Source organism: Nocardioides sp., from assembly GCF_047602075.1.
Lineage (GTDB): Bacteria > Actinomycetota > Actinomycetes > Propionibacteriales > Nocardioidaceae > Nocardioides.
In genome coordinates this window covers 216003-232122 of the sequence record NZ_JASGIF010000001.1, presented here as the reverse complement: position 1 = coordinate 232122, position 16120 = coordinate 216003, and the positions used below count along the sequence as shown (strand labels likewise).

Sequence of the window (16120 nt, the reverse complement as noted above, 5' to 3'; positions counted from 1 at the left end):
GCGGAACTACCCCCGACGAAGAACGACGAACCCGTTGTCTCAACGGTGCCACATCGGACAAGCAACGACCCAATCGCGACACGCTGCTGGGCCGATCACCTCGGCCCGATTCAGGCGGACTCGGCCTCGCGCAGACGCTGGCTGATCACGGTCGAGACACCGTCCCCGCGCATCGAGACGCCGTAGAGCGCGTCGCCCACCTCCATGGTGCGCTTCTGGTGGGTGATCACGAGCAGTTGGGAGTGGGCCCGGAGCTCCTCGTAGATCTCCAGCAGTCGACCGAGGTTGGTGTCGTCGAGCGCCGCCTCGACCTCGTCGAGGATGTAGAACGGCGACGGGCGGGCCTTGAAGAGCGCCACCAGGAACGCCACCGCGACCAGTGACCGCTCGCCGCCAGAGAGCAGCGACAGGCGCTTGATCTTCTTGCCCGGTGGCCGGGCCTCGACCTCGACCCCGGTGGCGAGCATGTCGTCGGGGTCGGTGAGCACGAGCCGACCCTCACCGCCGGGGAACAGCCGCGCGAAGGTCTCCTCGAACGCGACCTCGACATCGGCGTAGGCCTCGGTGAACACCTGCTCCACCCTGGCGTCGACCTCGCGGATGATGTCGAGCAGGTCGCGCCGCGTGTGCTTGAGATCCTCCAGCTGCTCGGTGAGGAACTTGTGCCGCTCCTCCATCGCGGAGAACTCCTCCAGCGCGAGCGGGTTGACTCGACCGAGCATCGACAACGACCGCTCCGCGGTGCGCAGCCGCTTCTGCTGCTCCTCGCGGACGAACGGCACCGGCTCGGGGGGCTCGTCGTCCTGGTCGACCTCGCCAGCGGGGCCTTCGACGAGGCTCAGGACCGGCGGCACCAACTGGTCGGGGCCGTAGTCGCTGACCAGCGAGCCCGCGTCGAGACCGAGCTCTTCGAGCGCCCGCTCCTCGAGCTGCTCGATCCTCATGCGCTGCTGGGTGCGGGCCATCTCGTCGCGGTGGACGGAGTTGACCAGCTCGTCGTGCTCGCGGGTCAGCTCGCGCAGTCGAGTGCGGACCTCGACCAGCTCCTGCTCGCGCCGGGCCCGCGCCCGCTCGACCTCGGCGCGCTCCACGGTCGCGAGATCCACCGAGGCATCGAGGCGCGCCAGAACGACCTCCATCGCCGCAACCACCGCGCGGGCGGCCTCGCCCTCCCGCAGGAGCCGCTCGCGCCGTTCCCGCGCTCGCTCGCGTGACTCCCGCTCGGTCTGCGCGGCGCGCAGCAGCGAGTCGGCGCGGCCATGCAGGGCTCGGGCCCGCTCTTCTGCGGTGCGCAGCGCGAGCCGTGCGTCCATCTCGGCTTGACGTGCGGCCCGGGCCACTTCGGCCAGCCGCTCGCGCTCGCTGGTGTCCGGCTCCTCGTCGGTGGCGTCCTCGGCCTTCGCCAGCCGCGTCTCCAGCTCGGCCAGACCGGCCAGGTCGTGGTTGCGGGCCTCCTCGGCTCCGGCGATGGTCTGGGCGAGCCGGTCGGCCTCGGCGCGGGCGGCCCGGGACAGCGAACCATGCTGACCGAGCTCCTCGGCCACGGCCGCTAAGGTGGCGTCCGACTCGTGCAGCTTCGCCAGAGCGACGTCGACACGCTTCTGCGCATCGAGCCGCTCGGCCTCCAGCCGCGACATCTCGAAGCCGAGCCGCTCAGAGCTGGCCACCGCTTCGGCGAACTGCTCGGCAGCCTCGTCGACGGCAGCCTGGATCTCCAGCAGCGACGGCTGGCTGGACGAGCCGCCGGACGCGAAGTGAGCGCCGAGCAGGTCACCGTCCCGGGTCACGGCGACAAGGTCGGGCCGCTCCGCCACCAGAGCGCGGGCGGTGGCCAGATCATCGACGACGGCGACCTTGAAGAGCAGTCGGGCCAGCGCGCCGGCAAGCTCGGCCGGTGCCTCGACCATGTCGCGAGCGTACGACGCGTGCGCGGGCAGCTGCGGCCACTCCTCCGTGGGCGACGGAGCTCCGCCGAGGATCAAACCGGCGCGACCGAGGTCGTCGGTCTTGAGGTGGTCGATCGCGGCTAGGGCGGCCCCTGAGTCACGGACCACGACGGCGTCGGCGGCACTCCCCAGTGCCGCGGCGACCGCGGCTTCGTAGCCCGTCCGGACCGAGAGCAGGGCGGCCACCGAGCCGAGAAGGCCGGAGACAGAGTCGGAGGCCGCAAGCAGTGCACCGGCGCCGTCCTTGCGGCTGAGGCCGAGCTCGAGAGCATCCTTGCGTGCCGCCAGCGACGCTCGGTCGCGGTCGGCTTGCAGCGCGGCGTCGCGCATCTTGGCGAGCCGCTCGTCGAGGTCGGTGAGGCCGGCCAGAGCGGCTTCGTGCTCGGCGTCGAGACCCTCTTCGCCGGCGTCGAGACCGGCGACCTGGGTCTCCAGCGCGGTGAAGTCGCGCTGGGCCCGCTCGGCCCGCGCGAGTGCTTCCTCGCGGGCCAGCGCGAGTCGGCCGATCTCGTCGTCGGCGGCCGCAGCCCGGGACTTCAGCGCGTTGACCTGGCCGTGCAGTCGGGCGAGCCCCTCGCGGCGATCGGCCGCCGCGCGCTGCAATGCGGTGACCCGGCGCTCCTCCTCGGCGGCGGCGTCCTCGGCGTGGCGACGTCCCGTGACGGCGGACTCGAGCACGGAGCGCTGCTGGTCGACCTCCGCACTGATCGCAGCCTCCTGCTCACGCACTCGCTCGGCCTCGGCCTCCAGGGTCTCCGGGTCGCGGCCGGACTCGAACTCCAGCTCGGTGGCACCCTGCGCGTTGCGCACCCGCTCGACGGCCAGCGACTCGGTGCCGCGCAGCCGCTCACGCAGCCCGGACAGCCCGAACCAGATCTCCTGGGCGCGGGCCAGAGCGGGCAGATCCTCGCGGAGCTTGGCCTCGACACCGGCCTCGGCCTGCTGCACCTGGGCCAGGCCGGCCTCCACCTCGGTGCGGCGCTCGATCAGGATCGACTCGTCGGCGAGCTCCTGCTCCAGCGCACCGCGCACGGTGACCAGGTCGTCGGCGAGCAGTCGGGCGCGGGCGTCGCGGACGTCGGCCTGGATTGCCACCGCCTTGCGGGCCACCTCGGCCTGACGACCGAGGGGCTTGAGTTGACGTCGGATCTCGGTGAGCAGGTCGGCGAGGCGGGTCAGGTTGCCGTCGGTGGCGTCGAGCTTGCGGAGCGCCTTCTCCTTGCGCTTGCGGTGCTTGAGGACACCGGCGGCCTCCTCGATGAAGCCGCGGCGGTCCTCGGGGGTGGCGTGCAGGATCGAGTCGAGCTGGCCCTGACCGACGATGACGTGCATCTCCCGGCCGATTCCGGAGTCGCTCAACAGCTCCTGGACGTCGAGCAGTCGGCACTGGTTGCCGTTGATGGCGTATTCGGATCCCCCACTGCGGAACATGGTGCGGGAGATGGTGACCTCGGAGTAGTCGATCGGCAGGGCGCCGTCGCTGTTGTCGATGGTCAACTGCACCTCGGCTCGCCCCAGCGGCGGTCGACCGGAGGTGCCGGCGAAGATGACGTCCTCCATCTTGCCGCCGCGCAGGGACTTGGCGCCCTGCTCGCCCATCACCCAGGCCAGCGCGTCGACGACGTTGGACTTGCCCGAGCCGTTAGGCCCCACGATGCAGGTGATGCCCGGCTCCAGCTGCAGGGTCGTGGAGGAGGCGAAGGACTTGAACCCCTTGAGGGTCAGGCTCTTCAGGTACAACAGGGCTCCTCACTCCGGCGGTCACGGCTGCGGCCGGGGCATCCTCTGAGGATGCCCGCTCGGGGGAAGCACGGCGCTGACTAGCCTAAGGGACACCGCCGGCAGCCGAGGGCTTCGGCGTGCGTGTCGCCGCGAGGCGGCGCGGGCGGGACAACGACGTACGACGACTCTCGGGGCGCCAGTCGCGGGGCTAGAAGATGGCGCCGGGGTTGAGGATCCCGTCGGGGTCCAGAGCAGCCTTGATCCGGCGGTTGAGCTCCATCACGTCCGGGCCGAGCTGGTCGGGCAGAGCCGCCTTCTTCGTCCGACCCACACCATGCTCGCCGGTGATGGTGCCGCCGAGTCTGACGGCGGCGGCCAGGATCGCGTCGAAGGCAGCCCGTGCGCGCCGTTCGGAGTCGGGATCGGCGGGGTCGTAGACGATGATCGGATGGGTGTTGCCGTCCCCCGCGTGGGCGACCGTGGGGATCTCTACGCCGTGCTCCTCCGCGATCGCCGCCACGGCGGCCAGCAGGTCGGGCAGGACCGGCACCGGTGCGCCGACGTCCTCGAGCAGGAGCGCGCCCCTGGCCTCGATCGCCGGGAAGGCGGCGCGGCGGGCCTCCACGAACATCTCGCCTTCGTCGGCGTCGTCGGTGACGAAGACGCCGGTGGCGCCCGCCGCACGGCAGGCTGTCTCGATGACGTCGACCTCCTCGCCTCGAGCAGCACCGGGTGCGTCCGACTGCGCCACCAGCAGCGCGCCGGCGGCGCGATCCAGGCCCATCGGCCGGTAGTCCTCGACGGCGTTGACCGAGGCCTGATCCATCAGCTCGAGCATCGAGGGTCGCAGGGTGCGACCGACGCTCACCACCGCCTCGGCCGCAGCCGGCACGCCCGAGAAGGTCGCGACCAGGGTCGAGCGAGCGCCCTGAGCCGGCACCAGCCGCAACAGCACCCGGGTCACGATCCCGAGGGTGCCCTCGCTGCCGACGAAGAGCTTCAGGAGCGACAGCCCGGCGACGTCCTTGACCCGCGGGCCACCGAGCTGGACGAGCGTCCCGTCGGCGAGCACGACATCCATGCCGAGCACGTAGTCCGTGGTCACGCCGTACTTCACGCAGCAGAGGCCGCCGGCGTTGGTCGCGATGTTGCCGCCGATCGAACAGATCTCGTACGACGACGGGTCGGGCGGATACCAGAGCCCGTGCTCGGCGGCGGCAGCCTTCACCTCGGCATTGAATGCGCCGGACCCGGCGACCGCAACCCGGCAGGCGACGTCGATCTCGATGGCGCGCATCCGCTCCATCGACACCACGATCCCGCCCTCGACGGCTGTGGCGCCCCCGGAGAGCCCGGACCCCGCACCTCGCGGGACTACGGGGAGGCGGTGCCGCGCCGCCCAGCGCACGGCAACCTGCACCTGCTCGGCGTTCTCGGGTCGCACCACCGCCAACGGGTGGCCCGCTGCGGCGTCGTGCGACCAGTCTCGACGGTACTTCTCCATCCCGTCCGGGTCGGTGAGCACGACGCCGTCCGGCAGCTCCGCGAGCAGTTCCGCGAGTGGGTCCATGGGGTCATCCAACTCCATGCGCGTGAATCCGTGGAGGTCTCCCGCGGTCTTCTTGCGTCTCCCGCGGTCTTGTAGTGGCAAAGTGCCCGGAATACCGGGCCCCAACCCACGACAGCACCGCGGCAGATGGGTCAGGGCAGCCGGGTCGGGGCAGATGGGTCGGGGCAGCCGGGTCGGGGCAGCCGTGCAACGATTCCTCATGAGCTTCCGAGGAGACCGATCCCGACGCTGGCGCCGGCGCGGAGGCCCAGGCGAGCCCGCGCTGGTTCCGCGCACGGAGTCCGGAGCAGCGCACCGACTATGCGAGTCGTTTCGTCCGGCTGACCGAGCAGGGTCAGGACATCGACGGTGAGGCGCGGTTGATCGACGCGATCCTGCCCCGGGGCTCGGCGATCCTCGACGCTGGCTGCGGCGTCGGCCGGGTTGCCGCCTACCTCGCCGACCAGGGACACCAAGCGGTCGGTGTGGATGCGGACCCGGTGCTCATCGAGGCCGGGCACGAGCTCTACCCGAACTTGCCGTTGGTGGTGATCGACCTGGCCGAGCTGACCTCCGAAGCGCTCACCGATGCCGGCTTGCCGGGTGAGTTCGACCTCGTCGTCTGCCCCGGCAACGTGATGCACTTCGTGGCCGAAGGCAGCGAGCCCCGCGTCGTGGGCCGGCTCGCCGGAGTGCTCCGCTCGGGAGGGCGAGCGGTGTTCGGCTTCGCGACCGAGGCAGAGGCCGGCCCGCCGGAGGGTCGCACCTACGCGATCGCCGACCTGGACCGCGATGCGGCGGCGGCAGGCTGGACCCTCGAGCACCGGTTCGGGACGTGGCGGCTCGACCCATTCGCGCCCGACTCCACGTGGGCGGTCTCGGTCTACCGCGCGAGCTGACAGCAACCCGTCCGGAGGGTTGCTCAGCGGGTCGGCACCTCGGCATGGGACAGGTGCGGCAGCTGGCGCCACACCGACGCCAGGATCAGGCCAGTGGCGACGAAGGCGAACCAGAACGGTGCGGTGATGCCGAAGTGCCGCGCGATCACGCCACCGAGGAGGCTGCCGACAGCCATCCCGCCGTACACCCCGACGCTGTAGACGCTGCCCACCCGGCCCTGGAAGTCCAGCGGTACGGCGCGTTGGCGCACGGTCTGCGAGAGGGTCGCCCACACGAACGCATAGACCCCGAAGCCGAACATGATCACCATCGCGACCCAGGGCGCCGTCGTCAGGGCCAGGCAGAGATGCATCAGCACCTCCAGGCTCAGACAGACCCTCATCAACGTGACCAGCCGGACATGGCGCTCCAGCCAGCCGTAGGACGCGGTGCCGACCAGCCCTCCGACGGCCGTTGCCGAGCTGAGCAGGCCGAACCCGACCTCCCCCATGCCCAGGTGCACGGTCGCGTAGAGCACCAGCACCGACCAGCCCGCACCCCAGGTCACGTTGAAGCTGACGATGATCAGCGCCAGGGTCCGCACGGGCGGGTTGTGCCAGACCCAGCGCACCCCCTCGGCTATGTCACGACGCACATGGCTGGCCCCTCCGGCGCGCTGCAGCGCAGGCAGCGTGATCCTGGCGACCAGCATCGCTCCGAACACGACGCACACCAGCTCGGTGACAAAGGGCAGCGCCATGCCGGCGGCGAACAGCGCGGCGCCGATAGGTGGGCCGGCGAGTTGGTTGACGACGATGTAGCCGCCGAACAGCCGCGAGTTGGCGGTGCCGAGGTCCTCGCTGCGCACGAGCATCGGCGTCAATGCACTTGAGGTGGTGTCGGCGAAGGTCTCGCACAGCCCGAACAAGAACAGCGCGACGAGCACCCCGCCGATCCCTACCCAGCCGCCGGCGATGGCAGTCGCCAACATCAGCAGTACGGCGGCACGGCACAGGTTGGCGGTGACCAGGACGATGCGTCGATCCACCCGGTCGACCACGGCACCGGCGTACAGCCCGAACAGCAGCCAGGGCAGTTGTTGCATCACCGGCGCGAGCGCCACCATGAGTGGATCGCGGGTGAGCGAGGCGATCAGCAGCGGGCCGGCGGCCAAGGAGATGCCGTCGCCGAGATTGGAGATCCACGAGGCGACGACGACGAACCGGAACCGGCGCCCCAGTCGCGCCGGCAGGATGGCCTCCACGATGCCGCTGCCCACGGGCGCAGGACGCTACCAGTCTTCGGGCGCGGACAAGACCAGCCCGCCCGGTCCGCTCAGCGGCCGGGTCGTGGGACCGGCTTCAGGCGGGCTGCATCTCCTCGTCGAGCACGAGCAACTGCTCGGCTCGCTGAGAGAGCAGGGAGTCGTTCTCTTCCTGAAGCCTGAGCACCAACTGCTCCAGCTCACCGATCCGCGCGCGCAGACGCGCGTTGTCGGTCGCCAGACGGTCGGTGCTGCGCCGGTCGTTGCTCAGATAGCCGATCAGCGCTTTGGCCATCAACGCCTCCGTGGTCAGTGGGGACGGTCCGTCGCCGCGCGCGGACCATCTCCAAGAGTCCCACCGAAGCAGCGGTGGGTCAATTCGGCGAGGTAGGTCTCTTGCGGCGGATGCCCCGCGGCGGCCGCTGGCAGACCGGGCAGAAGTACGACGACCGGTTCATGAACGCGACCCGGCGGATGGGAGCGCCGCACCGATCACAGGGCATGCCCTCACGCCCGTAGGCGTGCAGGGAGCGGTCGAAGTAGCCCGACTCACCGTTGACGTTGACATAGAGCGCGTCGAAGGAGGTGCCGCCCTGGGCCAGTGCCTCGCCCATCACCACGCGGACCTGGCCGAGCAGGTCGAACACCTGACGACGGGTGAGCCGGCTGCCGATCCGCTCCGCGTGAAGACGGCTGCGCCACAACGCCTCGTCGGCGTAGATGTTGCCGACCCCGCTGATCACCGTCTGGTCCAGCAGCAGGCGCTTGATCCCCGAGTCGGAGCGACGCACCCGCCGGACGAAGGCGTCCTCGTCGAAGGCGAGGTCGAGCGGATCCCGGGCGATGTGGGCGATCTCCGCCGGCAGCTCTGCACCACCCTCGGACACCGACAGACCCCCGAACATGCGTTGATCGACGAAGCGAAGCTCTCGATCGGTCGGTGCACCAGCCAGTCGGAGCCGGACCCGCAGGTGTCGCTCGTCCGGAGCGTCGGGCGGCTGCAGGAGGAACTGGCCGCTCATGCCGAGATGGCCGAGCAGGGCGTCGCCGTCCTCGAGCGCCAGCCAGAAGTACTTTCCACGGCGCCGGACGGCCTCGATCCGATGGCCGATCAGCGCCGCGGCAAAGCCCTGGGGGCCACGCGGGTCGCGTCGCACCGGGCGAGGGTGCAGCACCTCGACCGCGGCGATGGTGGCGCCGACGGTGTGCTCCTCCAGCCCGGCGCGCACCACCTCGACCTCGGGCAGCTCCGGCATCAGTCGGCAGTGGAGACGTCCGGAGCGTCCGGACCGGCGGCACGTAGTTCGCCGTACGCCGTCTCGGCGGCGCCCTGCTCCGCCTCCTTCTTCGAGCGCCCGACCCCGTGCCCGTAGAGATCCTCGCCGACCCGCACCTGGGCGGTGAACGTCTTCATGTGATCGGGGCCGTCGTCCTCGATGACGTACTCCGGGACGCCGAGGCCCAGCTCGGCCGTCAACTCCTGCAAGGAGGTCTTCCAGTCCAGGCCGGCGCCCATGTCGGCGGCGGCCGCCATCACCGGGTCGAAGAGCAGATGCACGACTCGGCGGGACTCCTCGATCCCGGCGCTGAGGTGGATCGCTCCGATCACCGCCTCGACGGTGTCGGAGAGGATCGACGCCTTCTCACGGCCACCGGTGGCCTCCTCGCCGCGACCGAGCCTGATCGACGCGCCGAGGCCGATCTCCCGGGCCACGTCGGCCAGCGCCCGGGCGTTGACCACTGCCGCCCGCAACTTGGCGAGCCGGCCCTCCGAGAGGTCGGGATGGTTGCCGAAGAGCGACTCGGTCACCACGATGCCGAGCACGGAGTCGCCGAGGAACTCCAACCGCTCGTTGGTCGGGATCTGGCCGTTCTCGTAGGCGTAGGAGCGATGCGTGAGGGCACGCTCGAGGAGCTCGGGGTCGAGCTCAGGATTCCCGAGCGCCTCTCGGAGCGCGGTGTGCTCGGTCAGTGGACCGGGCGGGTCAGAGGACCTGGCGGCGGTTGGCCCGGGCGCCGTACTGACCGCACACGCCACACGCACGGTGCGGGAGGTGCTTGGCACCGCAGGCGGGGTTGGCGCAGGTCACCAGGGTCGGCGCAGTGGTCTTCCACTGCGAACGGCGGTGGCGCGTGTTGCTGCGCGACATCTTCCGCTTCGGGACAGCCACTTCACTTCTCCTCGGTCTTGCCGGTCACGTCAACGTCGTCCTGCAGCGCCGCCAGCGCTGCCCACCGCGGATCCACGGCCGCTTGGTGTGCGTGGCCGGGATCATCGGCGAGCCGGGCGCCACACTCGACGCACAGCCCGGGACAGTCCTCCATGCACAGCGGCTGGAACGGCAGTTCCAGCACCACTGCGTCGCGCAGTAGTGGTTCGAGGTCGAGCAGGTCTCCCTCGAGCCGTCGGACGCCGGCCTCCTCGTCGTCGGCGGGCCGGCCACGGTCGTCGTACTCGAAGAGCTCCTGGAAGTCCACGATCACCTCGTCGGTGATCGCCTCCAGGCACCTCGCGCACTCGCCGGTGAGTTCGGCTGTCGCCGAACCCGTGACCAGCACCCCCTCCATGACCGCCTCCAGTCGCAGGTCGAGGTCGACCGGCGAGCCTTCGGGGACACTGAGGACGTCGATGCCCAGATCTGCCGGGGCCGGCACCGTGAGCGACACCTGACGCTGGGACCCCGGGCGGCGGCCGAGCTCGTGGGTATCGAGCACGAGCGGCGCTCTCGGGTCCAGGCTGGTCAGCTGATCACTCCCGGATGAGGACACGACAAATCTGAAGAATCCTAACCGGGTGGCGCTCGGGACGCCAAAAACTCGGCCCGCGCGGCCTGGATCCCGCCGATCAGTCGCCGTCGGCGCGCTCGGCGAGGCGGGCGAGCAGCCGGTCGTGGACGAAGCCGGGGACGAAGCCGGAGACGTCGCCGCCGAAAGCGGCGACCTCCTTGACCAGGGAGGAGGACACGAACGCGTGAGGAGGGGCGGTGGGCAGCAGGACGGTCTCCACCCCGGGAGCGAGGCTGGCGTTCATCTGGGCCATCTGGAGCTCGTAGTCGAAGTCGCCTCCGGCGCGCAGTCCTTTCACGATCGCGACCGCGTCGTTGTCGACGCAGAAGGCGGTGAGTAAGCCGTCGAAACCGCTGACTCGCACGTTGTCGATGCCCACGCAGGCGGTGCGGAGCATCTCGATCCGCTCGTCGGCCGAGAACAGCCGCCGTTTGGAGACGTTGACGCCGACCGCGACGACCACCTCGTCGAAGATCCGAGACGCGCGCGCGATGATGTCGAGGTGCCCGTGCGTGACGGGGTCGAAGGACCCGGGGCAGACCGCGCGACGGGCCATCGTTCACTCCTCGGGTCGCTGGGGCCGTTCTGGCGTGAAGTTACACCACCGGTCCGGTCCGGAGCGCAGACCAGAGCATCGTCTCGCCGTAGCGTCGCTCGCTCCGGGGGGTGTATCCCTCCGGCCAGGTCAGCGGGTCGCCGCGGGTGGGTCGCTCCACCACCACGAGGGCGTCAGGTGCCAGCCAGCCGTGGTCGCGCAGGAGCTCCAGATCGGTCACCACGTCCGCGGTCGGCAGGAAGTACGGCGGGTCGCTGAGCACCAGATGGTAGGGCGAGGTCGCGCCTCGACCGAGCACCGAGGCGACCGATCCGCTGCGAACATCACCGGAGTCGAAGCCGATCGACCGGGCGTTGGCGGCGATGACCGTCGTCGTACGCCGGTCGGCCTCCACCCAGGTGACCGCTCCGGCCCCTCGGGACCACGCCTCCAGGCCGAGTGCACCTGAACCGGCGTAGAGGTCGAGCACGCGTTGGTCGACAAGCGTCCCGCACCACGACTCCACGGCGGAGAAGAGCGCCTCGCGCACCCGATCGCTGGTCGGTCGGGTGTCGGTGCCCTTGGGCGTGGCCAGCCGACGCCCCTTGGCGCGGCCGGCGATGATGCGGGTCACGGCTGCCGGATCACCTCAGCTCTTCTCCATGAAGTCGGACTCGACCGAGATCTCCAGGGCCGCGACGGCCCCGGCGAGGTCGGGGTGGGTGGTGAGGTTGGGGTCCGCGACGTGAAGTGCCTCGGCCTCCTCACGCGCCGCCACGATGGTCTCCTCGTCGCGCAGCACGCGCAGGGTCTGCAGGGACGAGCGTCGGCCGGCCTGGGCGGCCCCCAGCACGTCACCCTCCCGGCGCAGGTCGAGGTCGACCCGGGACAGTTCGAACCCGTCAGTGGTGGCGGCTACGGCGTCGAGCCGAGCCCGCCCAGGCGTGCCCGCTTCGGCGCGGGTGACCAACAGGCACAGCCCCGGCAGTCCACCGCGTCCGACGCGGCCGCGGATCTGGTGGAGCTGGGAGACCCCGAACCGGTCGGCGTCGAGGATGACCATGGTGGTGGCGTTCGGGACGTCGACGCCGACCTCGATGACCGTGGTGGAGACCAGCACATCGATGTCGCCGGCGGCGAAGTCCCGCATCGCGCGGTCCTTCTCCTCGGCTGGCAGCCGACCGTGCATGCGCCCGAGTCGCAGCCCGTTCAGCTCCATCAGGGAGAGGTCGGTGAAGGTCTGCTCGACCGAGGCGAGGTTGAGCGGAGCGGTGACGGGGTTGCCCTCGTCGTCGAAGTCGACGATCTCGGGGAGGTCGTACTCCCCCTCGTCGCCGTCGATGCGCGGGCACAGCACATAGACCTGGTGCCCTGCCTCGACCTCCTCGCGGACGCGCGCCCAGACGCGCGAGATCCAGGCCGGGTGCTCTCGGAGGGGGACGACGCTGGTCTGGATCGGCGCCCGCCCGGCGGGCAGCTCGGTGAGCGTCGAGGTCTCCAGGTCGCCGAAGACCGTCATCGCGACCGTGCGCGGGATCGGTGTCGCGGTCATCACCAGCAGGTGGGGTGGCGAACCTGCCTTGTCGGTGAGCGCGGCCCGCTGCTCGACGCCGAAGCGATGCTGCTCGTCGACCACGACCAGACCGAGGTCGGCGAAGCCGACCTTCTCCTCCAGCAGGGCGTGGGTGCCGACCACGACACCGGCCTCCCCGGACGCGATGTCGAGCAAGGCCTGGCGACGCTGCGCGGTCGTCATCGAGCCGGTGAGCAGGGCGACCCGGGTGCCGTCGACAGCTCCGCCGAGCAGGCCGCCCTGGGCTAGATCACCCATCAGCTCGGCCACCGAGCGGTAGTGCTGCTGGGCAAGCACCTCGGTGGGCGCCAACAGCGCCGCCTGTCCCCCGGAGTCCACCACCCGCAGCATCGCGCGCAGGGCGACCAGCGTCTTGCCGGAGCCGACCTCGCCCTGGAGGAGGCGGTTCATCGGCCACTCGCGCGCCAGCTCCGTCTCGATGGTGTCTCCGACCTCACGCTGACCTGTGGTGAGCTCGAAGGGCAGCCTGCTGTCGAACGCGGCCAGCAGCCCACCCCCGCCTGCTCGGGCCTGTGCGCCGACGGCACGGATGGCGGCGCGGCGTCTGGCCAGGACGAGCTGGGTCACCAGCGCCTCCTCCCAGCGATAGCGGCGCTGGGCAGCGGCCACCTGGTCGCGGTCGTCAGGCGCGTGGATCCAGTCCAGGGCCGTCCGGGCATCGGGCAGCTGATGTCGCTGACGGATGTCCTCGGGGATCATCTCGGGAAGGTCGTCGACGACGGTGCGCGCGAAGTTGATCATCCGCTGCAGGTCCCAGGAGTCGAGCCCTTTGGTCAGTGGATAGAGCGGGTAGAGCCCACCCACCCCGCGCATGACCTGGACCGTCTCCGGGTCGTCGGCGGTGGCGCTGAACAGGACGGCCTTGGGATTGGTGAGCTGCCAGGTCTGCCCGAATCGGCCGACCTGGCCGGCGAACACACCTTGCTGGCCGGTCGTGTAGCGGCGCAGGAAGTAGTCGGCGAGGTGCTTCTTCTTGGCGAAGAAGGTCATCGTCAGCTCGGCACCGTCGGTCCGGAGCAGGGTCTCGACGCGGTAGGCCGGTCTGCCTGTGCGCCGATCCTGGTAGGTCTTCAGCTGGCTCTCCACGATCTCGCCGACCACGGTGAGCATCTGCCCGACCGACAGACCACGAACGGTGCTCAGCTCACCGGTCTCGAGGTAGCGGCGAGGAAAGTGGGCGAGCAGGTCCCCCACGGTCTGGAGCCCCAGCCCGTTGACCACGGCATCGCGCTTGCCCTTGGCGGCATCGCCGAGGACCGTCTGGATCGGTGAATCGCGGGTGATCACGGGACGGCTCCTACTCGACGGCGATCAGGAGCGGGTATCGCTCCTGTCCACCGTCGTACACCACGGCATCGACAACCGGGTGGTGCTCGGCGAGATAGTCCGCGCACCGCCCGGCGAGGCCAGCGTCGTCGGCGCCACCGACCAGGGTGACCAACTCGCCGCCGCCGCCCAGCAGCCGGTCGAGGACCCCGCGGGCGACGGCGTCCCGATCGTCGCCCACGATGACGAAGTCACCGCCGATGACACCGAGCACGTCGCCGGGCTCACAGGCACCTGCCATGGTGATCGCCTGCCGTGCGGCGATGGTCACCGCGCCGTGCCGCGCGTGCCGCGCCGTGGCCGTCATCTCCAAGACGTCCTGCTCGAAACTACGACCCGGCTCGTGCACCGCCAGAGCCGCAATGCCCTGCACCTGTGCCTGGGTGGGGATCACCGCGACTCGCAGGCCGTGGTCCTCCTCCGCGGTGCGGGCGGCGATCTCGGCCACTCGCACCGAGTCACGGTCGTTGGGCAGCACCACGACCTCCGCGCTCTGGGCACCGAGGATGGCGTCGAGGATCATCCCGGTGGACGGGCGCCGGGCCGGGCCGCCGGGCACGACCGTGGCCCCAGCCTCTGCGAAGAGTGCGGCCAACCCCTCGCCGGCCGCGACGGCGACCACCGCCCGACCGCTCCGGTGGGCGACCTTCTCCCTCGCTGCCGCCACCTGATCGGCGAAGTGGGTCACCCGGATGCGGTGGGGTCGCCCGGCCGCGATGCCCGCCTCGATCGCGGCACCGACGTCGTCGACGTGGACATGGATGTTCCACAGCCCGGAGCCACCCACGACGACCAGCGAGTCTCCGAGTCGGCCGAGCCGCTCCCGCAAGGCAGGGACCTGGGCGTCGTCCGCATCGAGGAGATACATCACCTCGTAGGCCGGTCCGTCCTCGCTCAGGTCGATCCCCGGTGTGGGCACGGGGATGTGGTGGCGTCCGAGAGACTCGCGTGCCGGGGGCGGCCGGCGACCGGTCAGCACCCGGTCGGCCGCGTCCAAGATCACGCTGACCCCGCGTCCACCCGCATCGACCACCCCTGCGGCCGCGAGCGTGGGCAACTGCGCGGGGGTGCGCTCGAGTGCTTCTCGGGCCGCCGCCGCGGCTACGCCGAAGACCTCGCGCCCGAGGACGTCGTCACGCTCCGCGACCAGGGCCACCGCTGCGTCCGCCGCTGCGCGGGCAACGGTGAGCATGGTGCCCTCGACAGGGGTGCCCACGGCGGCGTACGACGCATCGGCCGCCTGCTGCAACGCCTCCGCCAGCACGACCGCCTGCCGTTCGTCAGCCCTTGCGCGTGCCAGCCGGTCGGCAATGGCGCCGAGCATCTGGCTCAAGATCACCCCGGAGTTGCCGCGAGCGCCGAGCAACGCCCCCCGGCCGAACTGGGCCAGCGCGTCGGGCAGCGCGAGGTCCGGATCGGCGTCGACGGCCTCCCGGATCGCGTCGCGGGCCGCCGAGACGGTCAAGAACATGTTCGTCCCGGTGTCACCATCGGGAACCGGGTAGACGTTGAGGGCGTCGATCTCCTCGCGCGCCTCGCTCAGCGCGTCGGTCGCGGCATCCACGAAGCGGAGCACGACCCGCACGCGGAACGCGTCAGCCCCGGTCTCCACCGTGTCCATCCTCGCCTACCCTGCCCCTGCTCGGTCAGGCCGACTCTAGAGGACCGGTGGCAGCGATTTCCGGCGCGGCGCGACCGTCGGATACTCTGTTGCGGTTGCCCGCTGTGATGCGGGCCCCCGATCTAGATCCTCGATTCGATTTCTCCAGGAGTTCCCGGTGGCCGCCGTCTGTGACATCTGCGCCAAGAAGCCGACGTTCGGCAACAACCGTCCCTGGTCGAAGAAGATCACCAAGCGCCGGTTCAACCCGAACATCCAGCGGGTCCGCGCCACGGTGAACGGCACCCCCAAGCGCCTCAACGTCTGCACCAGCTGCCTCAAGGCTGGCAAGGTCACTCGCTGATCTGACTCCGTCCTGGCGTTCGTCGGCTTGCGGGCCGTAGGCGGTGCTGGCCGATAGGGCAGCGACGACGGGTGAGCTCCGCCGTAGCCGAGACTGCTGGCCGGGTCGCGGGCATCTTGCGGTCGCCGGTCCGCTGCGGGGTGGTGGCGTCTGCCGCGGCATTCTTGCGTCTCCCGCGCCCTTGTCGGGGCTGAGTGCCCGGTCTACCGGACACTCAGCCCCCACAACCGCGCACCAGACGGGCCGGGATGCAGTTTCGGCCCAATCGATGACCCTTCCCGGCCCGGACTCGGGAGCTCTGGTCACAGCAGGCACACGGGTTGCTGCTTTCCCCAGGTATGTGGTGATGCCTGCACTGACCGTGCGTCGTTCATCGAGGTAAGCGGAGCGATCCCTACATACCTTGTGAAAGCGGTGACAGGAGTGACCACAGCAGGCCAGCAACCCAGACAGCAACCCGAATCACGAACCGCCTCTTCCGGTAGCTGCCCTGTCGATCGCAACCCAAGACGACCAGCAACCCGGGCGGCACCCGGGAGTCGAGCACCGCGGGA

At 70.6% G+C, this 16120-nt stretch carries 14 protein-coding genes; 2 read left to right on the top strand and 12 right to left on the bottom strand.

The genetic code is table 11. The features are described from left to right. Positions 1 to 110: 110 nt before the first annotated feature. A complete protein-coding gene (gene smc, locus QM714_RS01295; RefSeq protein WP_415096846.1) occupies positions 111 to 3686 on the bottom strand; it encodes a chromosome segregation protein SMC in 3576 nt (1191 codons plus the stop codon). 190 nt (positions 3687 to 3876) lie between these two features. Continuing rightward, positions 3877 to 5238, bottom strand: coding sequence for an FAD-binding oxidoreductase (locus QM714_RS01290; RefSeq protein ID WP_415096844.1), 1362 nt, complete (start codon positions 5236 to 5238; stop codon positions 3877 to 3879). Positions 5239 to 5597: 359 nt separating this feature from the next. Here QM714_RS01290 and QM714_RS01285 point away from each other — a divergent pair, with 359 nt between their 5' ends. Then, positions 5598 to 6116, top strand: coding sequence for a class I SAM-dependent methyltransferase (locus tag QM714_RS01285; RefSeq protein ID WP_415096842.1), 519 nt, complete (start codon positions 5598 to 5600; stop codon positions 6114 to 6116). A gap of 23 nt (positions 6117 to 6139) precedes the next feature. Here the strand turns inward: QM714_RS01285 and QM714_RS01280 are convergent, their stop codons facing one another. The 10 genes from QM714_RS01280 to QM714_RS01235 form a co-directional block, all read right to left on the bottom strand. Beyond that, positions 6140 to 7375: an MFS transporter gene (locus tag QM714_RS01280; RefSeq protein WP_415096840.1), complete on the bottom strand. Its 1236-nt coding sequence runs from the start codon at positions 7373 to 7375 to the stop codon at positions 6140 to 6142. A gap of 82 nt (positions 7376 to 7457) precedes the next feature. Continuing rightward, positions 7458 to 7655, bottom strand: coding sequence for a hypothetical protein (locus QM714_RS01275; RefSeq protein WP_415096838.1), 198 nt, complete (start codon positions 7653 to 7655; stop codon positions 7458 to 7460). Positions 7656 to 7734: 79 nt separating this feature from the next. Further along, a complete protein-coding gene (gene mutM, locus QM714_RS01270) occupies positions 7735 to 8616 on the bottom strand; it encodes a bifunctional DNA-formamidopyrimidine glycosylase/DNA-(apurinic or apyrimidinic site) lyase (RefSeq protein WP_415096836.1) in 882 nt (293 codons plus the stop codon). After that, positions 8616 to 9332 carry a ribonuclease III gene (gene rnc / locus QM714_RS01265; RefSeq protein WP_415100929.1) on the bottom strand — a complete coding sequence of 239 codons (717 nt, stop codon included), beginning with the start codon at positions 9330 to 9332 and terminating at the stop codon, positions 8616 to 8618. Before rnc ends, mutM begins: the two co-directional genes overlap by 1 nt. Before the next feature lie 13 nt (positions 9333 to 9345). After that, complete coding sequence (rpmF, locus tag QM714_RS01260; protein ID WP_415096834.1) at positions 9346 to 9531, bottom strand: 50S ribosomal protein L32; 186 nt, start codon at positions 9529 to 9531, stop codon at positions 9346 to 9348. Between the two features lies 1 nt (position 9532). Then, positions 9533 to 10129, bottom strand: a complete 597-nt coding sequence (locus QM714_RS01255; protein WP_415096832.1) for a YceD family protein — start codon at positions 10127 to 10129, stop codon at positions 9533 to 9535. Between the two features lie 76 nt (positions 10130 to 10205). Then, entirely contained in the window at positions 10206 to 10703 is a 498-nt protein-coding gene (gene coaD, locus QM714_RS01250) for a pantetheine-phosphate adenylyltransferase (protein ID WP_415096830.1), read from the bottom strand. Positions 10704 to 10743: 40 nt separating this feature from the next. Next, complete coding sequence (rsmD, locus tag QM714_RS01245; RefSeq protein WP_415096828.1) at positions 10744 to 11316, bottom strand: 16S rRNA (guanine(966)-N(2))-methyltransferase RsmD; 573 nt, start codon at positions 11314 to 11316, stop codon at positions 10744 to 10746. Between the two features lie 15 nt (positions 11317 to 11331). Further along, on the bottom strand, positions 11332 to 13563 hold the full coding sequence (locus tag QM714_RS01240) for an ATP-dependent DNA helicase RecG (protein WP_415096826.1): 2232 nt from the start codon (positions 13561 to 13563) through the stop codon (positions 11332 to 11334). Between the two features lie 10 nt (positions 13564 to 13573). Further along, positions 13574 to 15223 (bottom strand): DAK2 domain-containing protein, encoded by a 1650-nt coding sequence (locus tag QM714_RS01235; protein WP_415096824.1) that lies wholly within the window; start codon positions 15221 to 15223, stop codon positions 13574 to 13576. A 157-nt stretch (positions 15224 to 15380) separates the two neighbouring features. Here QM714_RS01235 and rpmB point away from each other — a divergent pair, with 157 nt between their 5' ends. After that, entirely contained in the window at positions 15381 to 15566 is a 186-nt protein-coding gene (gene rpmB, locus QM714_RS01230; protein ID WP_415096822.1) for a 50S ribosomal protein L28, read from the top strand. Positions 15567 to 16120 lie beyond the last annotated feature (554 nt).